This is a genomic window from Aestuariivirga sp., assembly GCF_044239095.1.
In the GTDB taxonomy this organism is placed as follows: domain Bacteria; phylum Pseudomonadota; class Alphaproteobacteria; order Rhizobiales; family Aestuariivirgaceae; genus Aestuariivirga.
Genome location: NZ_JBIICB010000177.1, coordinates 1 through 9,083 on the forward strand (window position 1 = coordinate 1; position 9,083 = coordinate 9,083).

At 58.4% G+C, this 9,083-nt stretch carries 7 protein-coding genes; 4 read left to right on the forward strand and 3 right to left on the reverse strand.

All coding sequences use genetic code 11. The features are described 5' to 3' along the window. The first annotated feature begins 324 nt into the window (after positions 1 to 324). The 4 genes from ACILRA_RS15145 to ACILRA_RS15160 all read left to right on the forward strand — a co-directional run bounded on the left by ACILRA_RS15145 (position 325) and on the right by ACILRA_RS15160 (position 5,059). A complete protein-coding gene (locus ACILRA_RS15145; protein WP_395662918.1) occupies positions 325 to 1,689 on the forward strand; it encodes a S10 family peptidase in 1,365 nt (454 codons plus the stop codon). 985 nt (positions 1,690 to 2,674) lie between these two features. Next, the gene (locus ACILRA_RS15150) at positions 2,675 to 3,241 is read left to right on the forward strand and encodes a chromate transporter (protein WP_395662919.1); all 567 of its coding nucleotides are present in this window, start codon (positions 2,675 to 2,677) and stop codon (positions 3,239 to 3,241) included. Beyond that, positions 3,231 to 3,755 (forward strand): chromate transporter, encoded by a 525-nt coding sequence (locus tag ACILRA_RS15155; RefSeq protein WP_395662920.1) that lies wholly within the window; start codon positions 3,231 to 3,233, stop codon positions 3,753 to 3,755. Before ACILRA_RS15150 ends, ACILRA_RS15155 begins: the two co-directional genes overlap by 11 nt. Positions 3,756 to 3,763: 8 nt before the next feature. After that, entirely contained in the window at positions 3,764 to 5,059 is a 1,296-nt protein-coding gene (locus tag ACILRA_RS15160) for a GPP34 family phosphoprotein (protein ID WP_395662921.1), read from the forward strand. A 5-nt stretch (positions 5,060 to 5,064) separates the two neighbouring features. On the opposite strand, the gene ACILRA_RS15165 is transcribed toward ACILRA_RS15160, so the two are convergent. The 3 genes from ACILRA_RS15165 to ACILRA_RS15175 form a co-directional block, all read right to left on the reverse strand. After that, positions 5,065 to 6,189, reverse strand: coding sequence for a hypothetical protein (locus ACILRA_RS15165; RefSeq protein WP_395662922.1), 1,125 nt, complete (start codon positions 6,187 to 6,189; stop codon positions 5,065 to 5,067). Positions 6,190 to 6,356: 167 nt separating this feature from the next. Further along, positions 6,357 to 7,331 carry a glycoside hydrolase family 26 protein gene (locus ACILRA_RS15170; RefSeq protein WP_395662923.1) on the reverse strand — a complete coding sequence of 325 codons (975 nt, stop codon included), beginning with the start codon at positions 7,329 to 7,331 and terminating at the stop codon, positions 6,357 to 6,359. 107 nt (positions 7,332 to 7,438) lie between these two features. After that, positions 7,439 to 8,848, reverse strand: a complete 1,410-nt coding sequence (locus ACILRA_RS15175; RefSeq protein WP_395662924.1) for a UDP-glucose dehydrogenase family protein — start codon at positions 8,846 to 8,848, stop codon at positions 7,439 to 7,441. Positions 8,849 to 9,083: the final 235 nt, after the last annotated feature.

Below are 9,083 nucleotides of genomic sequence, written 5' to 3' on the forward strand. Positions count from 1 at the left end.
CGCGGCGGCAAGGAAAACGCTTGCATCGTCCCCTCTGAATGTCCGGTCGCGCCCAAGCTGCGGGCAACATGTCCACGGCGGTGGAGCGCTGGCGCGCGAGGTCAATTGCTTGAGCATGATCTTATCGGAAGAGTGGTTTCTCGCAGGCTTCCGGCGTCGACTGGACTAATGGGCTGGGCCATTGCGATTGTCCTGCAATTGGCATAGCTTTAACGCGCTTGGGTAGTGTTGCACGTCAACCGTGGAGCGGTGATGCTTACAGTCTTACGCAAGTGCCTGATGTCCCTCGCCCTTGGATTGGCCACCTTGTTTGGGACACTATCAGTGTCCCACGCCCAACCATTGCCGGCCTATAATGCCTCGGCGGGGATGATGCCCATCGGGAAGGACCCTGAACGGCCCGATGCCGAGATTTTCCACATTGCCTACACCCTCAAGGGCGCGGATATCTCGAAGAGGCCCGTGACCTTCATCTTCAATGGTGGCCCGGGCGCATCAAGCATCTATCTGCATCTCGCGGCCATTGGCCCGAAGACCATCGCCACGGCAGGTGATGGCAGCTTTCCCACGGTGCCAGCGCGGTTGCAGGAAAATCCGGATAGCTGGATCCGCTTTACCGACCTCGTGTTCATCGATCCTGTCGGCACCGGCTATAGCCGCATGCTCCCGGGGGCGGATGGCAAGCTGCAGGACCCCGCTCCGTATCAGGGTGTTGTTGGCGATCTCGATGCCATTTCCGTCTTCATCCGCCAATGGCTGACGGTGAACAAGCGCTGGGGCTCGCCCAAGGCCATTGCGGGGGAGAGCTATGGCGGGCAGCGGGTCTCTGCCCTGTCACGTATCCTGAGCGAGCAATATGCAATCAATCTGAACTGGGCGATCCTGATTTCGCCAGCACTCTATCTTGATCTCGCTGACCCGGGTTACTCGCTCATCTGGCCGATGTCGCTTCTGCCGACGCAGGCCGCGATCGCCGCACATCATGGGCTGAGCACGATCAAGAATACTCCGGCGGATATCCAGACAGTCGAGGATTTCGCCATGACCGGCTTCCTGACCGGTCTTGCGGCGCTGGGCCGGGCCACTGCCGAACAGCAAGAGGCCTTCTATGCCAAGGTTGGCGGGCTGATCGGGATCGACCCCGTTGTCGTCGCACGCCATCAAGGGCGGGTCTCAGAGACCGTCTTCGCAGCCAGCCTTCTCGCGCGGAAGGGGCAAGTAATCGATACTTATGACGGCACCCAGGCGACGGACAACCCGCGGCCGCAAGAGCAAGGTATCGGCATATTCGACCGTTCGCTGACCATTCTCAGCGGCGTGCTGCTGGCCCCCTTCATGGACTATGTCCGTAATGATCTCGGCTTCGTCAGCAACCGGCCCTACATCCCGCTCGATATCGACGTGAGCCGCCGCTGGAACCGCGCTTCGACACTGGGCGGCCCGGATGATCTTGGTGTGGCGCTTGCCCAGAACCTTGATCTGAAAGCACTTGTCGTTCACGGCTATCAGGACTTGCAGACGAACTACCTGATGTCGCGCTACGTTCTGGAACAGGCGACGCGGGCACCCGCCGCGCGCAAGCGGCTTTTCTTTGGCACATATATGGGTGGCCATATGTTCTATCTTCGCACCGCGAGCCGCGCGGAGTTTGCTAAAGATGTGCGCAGTTTCTTCGAAACTCCGCCGTAAGCTCATGACGTGAACAGCCACGGGGGGCGTCAGCTGTGGTATTCCAGCCTCTCCCGGAACTTGGGCGCTTCTCGAAGTTCAGCGCCACAACGTTCCGGCAAGATCATGCTCATGCGATTGATCTTGCGCGCTTTCCTTTTGACCAGGTGATTTCACCTGGCCGGAACGCGCGCGAGAGTGGCGGGCAGCCGGTTGAGATCCGCCCCCAATTCTCACCGTCATGCCAGCGAAAGCTGGGATGACGGCACGGTCGGAACGCAATTCTTCCAGTGATCTCAACTGATAGCATTTCAGCAGTCTTCTCTTTCCAAAGTCCGAGCTTCTGGAAGGCCCGATGCAATGGCTGCGCGCAACTCGGTCAGCTTGGTGTTCCCTGCAATGGCATACCCAATTTACTCTCCGCTCAGAGAAGAAGGTTATTGCTGGTTGGTGGGAGCCACGTCGTGTAGGCGAATGCTCCTTAAGTCAGGAGCTAAAGACTCCAGAAGGGAAGGGGGCTTGCCGCCAGAATGCGGTTCTGGCTTACCTGGTTCAGCAATGGACCGAGGCGGCTTGGCCCGCCCTCATTGGCTTACGACAGTAATTCTATCGTAATCTGACTTACCCAAAGCCTATCTGTGGGATACGGGAACGCGGCTTAGAGCCTCTAGGCTAGATGAAGGGGCTTACTCCTCTGAACAAAACATAGAGCCAGGAAATGGATGCAAATTGGGACGAATACACCCTGTGCGTAGCGCCACGGCCGCTTATCGATTATGCTTGTTTTGCGCGCTGGATGGGGGTTGCTGGGAAATGGCAGGATTGACGAATCTCGTGAAGAATATGCGCTCAACCTGGCGCGACTGGCGGCAGGCATCATACTGCTTACACAGCGGCCTTCATCTGCAGGGTCCAGGCGGTCATTCAGGCCGTCGCGGCGGCAGGCTTGCGGCAGTCGAGACGACAGGGCGGTACAGAACATGCTCATGTTGAAGGCAGGACGGGCATGAGAAATTCCGATGGTCCGCTGGCTTTGCGTCAGATTTTCTGGGAGTTTCTCGTTATCGGCGCCACAAGCTTCGGCGGCGGAGTTGTCGCATATGAGAGGCTTCACCTGACGGAGAAGTGCCGATGGGTAAGCGAGGATGAATTCAACGCCATGCTTGCCATCAGCCAGACGCTTCCCGGCTTGAACGCCGTCAATCTCGCCATTCTCGCGGGAGACCGCCTGCGCGGAACCTTGGGTGCGCTCGCCGCCGCCTGCGCTCTGCTGCTCCCCGGCTGTGCCTTCGTGCTGGCCGCAGGCCTGTTCTATTTGCGGCATGCTGACAACCGGTGGGCTGCCCTTTTCATGGCCGCAGCCTCCGCTGCGGCAACCGGGCTCCTGTTCTCTGTCGTCTGCAAGCTTGGTGGCAAGGGTTTCTTCTCACCGCGCTACCTGCTGATCGTCATAATTTCGCTTTCGCTGGTGAGCTTCGTGCGGGTACCGCTTCCACTTCTGCTGGCGATCGTCGTTCCCGTGTCGCTTTATCTCTATCGTCCAAGCCGGGGAAAGGGCGGCGATGCTCGTTAAGCTGGCCCTGACCTTCCTGATCTTCTCCGTCTTTGCGGTGGGCGGCGGCAGCGCAGTGCTGGGCGAAATGCAGTATAGCCTCACGGCCGAATACGGTCTCTCTCCTGAAGATTTCTTTGACCTTTACAGTATCGGTCAGATTGCTCCCGGCCCCAATATGACGATGGTTCTGGTCCTCGGCATGCAGATTGCCGGAGCGCTGGGTGCGCTCGTGGTAGGCTTCGCCTTTTTCGTTCCATCAGGTGTTCTGTGCTTCTGGGTCGGCAGACTGTGGAACAGGATCGGCGAGTCGCCATGGCGCCGCGCCGTGCAGAACGCCTTCGAGCCGATTTCGGTGGGTCTCATGTGTTCCGGTGTTTATGCGCTGGGCAACACCGCTCTCTCGGGGCCCACGACCATAGCCCTGGCGGTTGCCTCCTTCGGCCTCGTGATGCGGAGCCGGATCAACCCGGTGTTTATCATCCTCGGCCTGTCGGGTATCGGCGCCGCGGTTCAGCACTTCACTCCGTCATGAGGAACGCCATGGGCGCGAGCATCCATCTGGGAAGCAAAGGGCTCTCCATCGCAGAGGCACTTGAACTGTTGCGGCTGACGATGCCGCCCGCCCAGCGCAGCCTCAGCTGGTGGTGCGACATGGACTATGCGCTGGCCGCAGCGCATCTGATCGATCTCTCCATCACGGGTGAGATCGATACGGATATCGACACCGTGACCCGCAGGGGGATCTCCAGAACAAACATGGCATCCACGGCCGCGCTCGCGACCCTTGGGCGGTACGGCGGAATTGTTCGAACTGACGTTGTCATTGAAGACATTGTCAGCCGCATCGGAGATCTTCGCGCTGGCATCCTCGCCACGTTGCAGCGGAATGAGGCCATCCGTGTTCGTGGAGAGAAGGTCGCATGGGGCTTTCTGCAACAGCAGGTGGACATCGCCAATGCGCGCGAGGTTGCGTTGCTCAAGGAGTCCCTGATCGGATTGATCGAAGGTGATGCGCTGCCTTCACCCGAGGAGGCAGCCTTGATCTCGGTGCTGCAAGCCTCTGGCATCATCGCCGATGTGCTGGGTGTCGCCTCGCCGCGCCCTTGGCTTGACCGTCATAGAAGCCGGATCCAGATGCTCCATCGCATGGATCTTGTCGGGCAGACGGTGTCTGCCACAATCAATGGGGTGAGGGGGCGGCTCCATGCCTATGTGCTGGGAGCCCAACCCGAGACTGGAGGAAAGAGCACGCGTTCCGGCGCGTTGTGGGAATGGCGCGTTTTCTGGCCGGCGGAGGACAGCGTTACCCTTCCGGAGGCACTTCCCCTCATCGGCCGCGGTCATGATGCAGGCGAGGAGGTGAACGCAGACATCTATCTCTTCCTCAGCGGCAAGCGGGACAACATCAAATTTCGTGGCAAGGGTCTCAAGGTGAAGCCGGTGATCGAGGCCTTCGACGAGTTCTGTGCCTTCGGGGCCAGCGGCAAGGTCGGTTTTCCTGTGCGGGCCGAAACGCTCTCCGGCATCTTTCCGCGCTTCAACGAGGTTCGGGTAAAACTCAGAACGCGCGATCAGATGCTCTCCGCGCTCTCGGCAACCGGATACCGCCCGGGCATGATCGAGGTGCACAAGACCAGGCGGCAATACAACGCCATACTGGGTGTGAAAATTGAACTGGCGCAGATCAAAGTCAGCGGCCGGATGTTTCACTCTCTGTGCCTAGAGAGCAAGTTCCTGACCGCGCTGCGTGTTCTTTCGCGCCACATCGCGATCTCCGGCGGCATCGTGGGCGGCTACAGTGAATTTCTGGAGCGGGTATCGCTAAGCAGAGGGTGAAGCGGCTACGGCACCGGCGCATTCTCGCAAGGCGTACCCTTGGCGACGCGTGCTGTCGTGGCGAAGATGCCAATCGCGATCATCCGCCATTCACCATCCGCATCGCGCTTGAAGGTGGTGATGCCGGGGCGCATTTCAGGTACGATGCCTTCGCCGTCGATCGTCAGCGTCGGGTCGTCTGTGTCGTTTCGAACCACGAGCAGGTCGCCGGATCTAATGGCCTCGACGTTCTTCGGCTCATAAATCTTCTTGATCTTGGCGCGCACCGCTCCGCTGCCCGTCTTGCGCTCTCCACTTGCAAAAATGTACTGAAATCCCTCGCCTTGCACGGATTTCTCCGTTCCATCGAGTGACGCATTCTGGATCTTCGAGATCATTTCATTCGCCAGCGCGATATCCTCGGGCTTGAACGCCGTTTTCTGCGATACGTAATTTGGATCGGCGCCACATAGCATGGCTTTCGGAAGGTCGAAGTCGGCATAGGAAAAGATCTTCCACATGCCTGCCTCAGCCTGCCACCGCATGACGGCGATTCTGGGCTTGCTCTCCCCACTCATCACCACACCGGCACGCAGCGTGGTCCGGTTCGGAAGGGCAATGTTGTAGGTCAGCACGAGCGTCCCAGGGCCGGAATGCGTGGCAGCGATATCTGTGATCGTAAACTTGTCGATGTAATGCGGAAAGAAAGTCGCCTTGGTGAGGCCATGGTTGAGGCGGGAGCGCTGGATCAGTGCATCATCGTCATAAAGATCGTTGATCTGGCGCAGAACGTCAGGATCCACCTGATCTGGCGCCGGAATCCCGTTCTTGGCAGAGGCCGCGATGCGGGCGTGGACGGTGTAAACATCGGTGAGCAGCGACAAGCCAAAAATGTTCAGATCGTCCTTGGAGAGTGAATCGACCGCTGATGGCGGTGTGTTGATGGCTGCCATTGTGCCAGCACGTACCGGCGTGAGGCTAAACAGAACGATCAGCGACACAACGGCAACAAACAGGCTACTGCGCAAAGCAATCATGACATTCCCCTCTTGGTCCCAAAGTGACCGAAAAGAGACGCTACTGTAAGCAAGAGGCTTCGTCCAGCCACCTGAACTTGGTGAGTTACGGTCCGGCTGATCCATCAAGACCATGTGAAGCGACCGCACCGGTTTGCATTTCTGCTCCGGCCCCCAGCATGATGGGAGCAGCATTGCGGAGACAGGAGCGCCGTCAAGTGGCGGGCAGCATTTCGCTATATTCCCGTCCACTGGCAAGACCGCCCGAACCTTCAACCTTGGAGAGACGAACCCATTTACCGTCAATCCCGATTTGAAACCTTTGGGGTCCCTATGCGCCAGTTCGGATAGCCAAAGTTCTGAGGCCAGGCAAAGACCTCCTTGTCATTGAAGTAGACGATAGCTTTCAATTCAGGGAACTCGGGGTGTGGCGCCGCCACCGCTTTTGCCCATCGGCTGACGTATTCCTCGTCGCCCTCGTAGCCCAGTTCCGCCACAATGACAGGCTTGCCCAACCCGCTCACCAGCCGGTATCCGGGTTCGAGCGCCTGCTCAAAGGTCCTTTCACCGCCGAAATTTTGCTTATCATAGGGTTGATAGCCAAAAACCGACAATCCGATCACATCGACATAGTCATCGCCCGGGTAGTATTTCGCGAGGGATGCGCCACCCTTGGGCGACCAAACATAATCTGCATCCGGGAGATGCTTGCGGCACTCGGTGACGAAATGACGGTAAGCAAAAACATAGTCCTCTGGAGTCCAGACTGCCCATATGAACTTTCCAACCGCATCCTCCATTTCTTGCGCCCATCGAATGATGATGGGACTATTCAAGCGTGCAATCGATGAGCAAACTGTGTCGATATTGGCGTCGTATGCCCCAGCCTTTATCTCCTCCAGCAGTTTGCTTGAGTTCATGTGCCAGTTGGAAGCCCACGACCAAGGCTCAACGGTTATCATGAGTGTGCGTCCCCGCCTGTGTACGTAGGCGTCCACGATGGGCAGGGTCGACAGATCAACATCTTCCCAGGCCAGAAAGATGTGTTCGATTGCAACATTGCTCTCGCCACTAAAATCGCCATGAGGATCATACACGCCGAATGCGATTGATTTCTCTGTCAGAACCGGCCGCTTGGCTGCCGGTTGACCCTCGTCTGGCTCACCATCGTAAGGGAAGCCGAGCGGCACGCCGACCGCCCATGCTCCGCCGCCGATCAAGATGGAAGCTGTCAAGGCAATGAAAGCGTCCAACAGAACTCTCTTCGTGATCCGCATTTTACTGTCTCCATTGTGTACGATCATCGGGTCTATGCCGCAGCCAGGGGTGCCGATTATGTGTCTGTGGTCTCCGGCGCGTAGAGATGGGGGCAAGCAGCATTGCTCTAGCGTCCTGCTGTTCCGGCTTGCCGGACATCTTCAGAGCGCGAACGGTGGACGGGCTGCACAAGTGTGACGACCGAGTGCCGTTCGGGCTCAGCGGGAGCCGGTATAGAATGTCCAATGCTGGTGACTTGAAATCCGGCAGCGGCTGCGTCGCTGTGCAAAAATGCATTGCGAAGATCGACAAGGATCGGGCTTCGCATGAGGTGCCGCATTCGTTCCAGGGAAAGTTCAGAGATGCTCTCCCAATCGGTGACAACGACAGTGGCATCCGCATCCTGAACGCAGGCATAGGGGTCCTCGCAGAACACAACGTCGCGAAGCATTCCAGCAGCATTCGGAATGCCAACCGGATCATATGCGCGGATATGGATACCGAAGCGCTGCAGGGTCTCAATCAGTTGGATGGATGGAGCTTCCCGCATGTCATCAGTCCCGGCCTTGAAGGTCAGGCCCAGCACAGCGACGGTCTTCCCATTCCCCTCGCCGCCGAGGGCCTCCAACACCTTGAGACCCATTCTCCGCTTGCGCGCGGCATTGGCGGCGACCGTTTCCTCGACGATGCGCAGCGCCACACCGTGATCCTGCGCGGTTCGAAGGAGGGCCAGCGTGTCCTTTGGAAAACACGAGCCGCCATAACCGGGTCCGGCTTTCAAGAAGGCACTCCCGATGCGCTTGTCGAGACCAACACCGATTGCGAGTTCTTCGATGTCGGTTCCAACTTTCTCGCACAGGTCAGCCAGCTCGTTGATGAACATGATCTTTGTGGCAAGGAAGGCGTTCGATGCATATTTGATCAGCTCCGCCGTCCGGCGCTTGGTGACGAGGATGCGGACGTTGGCGCTGGCCATTGGCTCATAGAGTGCGAGCAGTGCCCTGCGGCTGAGCTCGCTCTCCGCTCCGATGACGACGCGATCTGGAGAAAAGAAATCGTCTATTGCGGAACCCTCCCGCAGGAACTCTGGATTTGAGGCGACTGCGAACGTGCCAGGCGGCCGTGCTGAGGCGATGATTCGCGCAACAACGTCTCCCGTCCCCACAGGGACAGTCGACTTGGTGACAACGACGGCGCCAAACTTCAGGAGTGGTGCGATATCCCGCGCGGCCGCATAAACAAAGGAAAGATCGGCATCACCCTGTTCGGCACGCGTCGGCGTTCCAACCGTGATGAACACGATGTCCGCATCCTGGACTGCGGCCACCAGATCTGTGGTGAAGGTAAGTCTTCCGCCAGCCTGATTTTGCTTCACGAGCGCTTCAAGGCCTGGCTCGTAAATTGGAAGAAGTCCGCAGTTGAGCCCGTCGATCTTGCGTGTGTCCTTGTCAACGCAGGACACCTTGTTCCCCCAGCTGGCGAAACAGCTTCCGCTCACCAGCCCGACATACCCCGTACCGATCACTGCAATGTTCAACTCTTTATGCACGATATGTATCTCCTCGCGAGTTGATGACCTAAGAACCTGAGTTCGATGGCAGCCATTGGGGATGGAAGCGGACTTTGCGAATGTCCGCCTTGCCAAGGCCTGCCCCGGTGATTGAGTAGGTTTCGCTGAACAGGCTGATGCGCCCAGCACCCCATGCCAGAGATTCGACGCCGGTCATCCCATTCCTGGCCCCTCCAATTCCCATGAGTGTGAACATCGCTAC